We start from the raw sequence: 949 nt of genomic DNA on the forward strand, positions 1-949 counted from the left end.
GTGCTGCTGAATGCCGGTTCCTCGGGTGGGTCGCCGGCCGATCCGGGATTCTGGGCACTGCCCGCGCGGGTGAGGGCGGAGGTCTTCGCGCGGCTGCGGGACCGTGAGGGGTTGGCCTGGGTGCCCGAGCGTGGGGGTGGGTGGTACGCGGTCGCGCGGCACGCGGACGTGATGGTGGCGAGTCGGCGGCCGGATCTGTTCCTGAGCGGTCCCGGGGTGACGACGCCGCCGCCGGCGCGCTGGGTGCGGTGGTTGTTCGGGGATTCGATGGTGAACCTGGACGATCCGCGGCACGCGGTGCTGCGGCGGATCGTGTCCCGGTCGTTCACGCCCAGGCTGCTGGCGCGGGTGGAGCGGGACACGGTCGAGATCGCGGCGCGGATCGTGTCGGCGGTCGAGCGGGAGCGGCCGGTGGACTTCGTCTCGGCGGTCGCGGCGCCGCTGCCGTTCGAGGTGATCTGCTCGATGATGGGCGTGCCGCGGGTGCAGCGGGAGCGCGTCCTGGCGTTGGTGACGGCCGCGTCGGAGCACACCGGCGTGCGGCGGCCGGTGGCGGCGCGGTTGAGGTCGCCGGCGCGCGGGCTGCGGGCGTTGGCGGAGATGCGGCGGATCATCGTGGCGCTGGGCCGGGAGCGGCGGCGGCGGCCGGGTGAGGACCTGGTCTCGGCGTTGGTGAGCGCGGAGGTGGACGGGCGGTCGCTGTCGGGGCGTGAACTGGGGGCGTTCTTCTCGCTGCTGCTGGTGGCGGGGGTGGAGACGACGCGGAACGCGTTGGCGCACGGGCTGTGGTTGCTGACGGAGCACCCTGGGCAGCGGGAGCGGCTGTGCGCGGATCTGGAGGGCGGGCTGCCGGGGGCGGTGGAGGAGATCGTGCGGTTCTCCTCGCCGATCATCCAGTTCCGGCGGGCGGTGGCGGTGGACTGCGAGCTGGGTGGGCAGCTGTCTCTTA

Annotated in this window: 1 protein-coding gene; it reads left to right on the plus strand. The window is 74.0% G+C overall.

Features of this window, described 5'->3' with window-relative positions:
• Window positions 1–120: 120 nt before the first annotated feature.
• Window positions 121–949: cytochrome P450 (locus tag GL263_RS27255; RefSeq protein WP_323379585.1), on the plus strand; the 829-nt coding region annotated here is incomplete at its 3' end.

Source organism: Streptomyces durbertensis, assembly GCF_014156695.1.
Taxonomy (GTDB): Bacteria; Actinomycetota; Actinomycetes; order Streptomycetales; family Streptomycetaceae; genus Streptomyces; species Streptomyces durbertensis.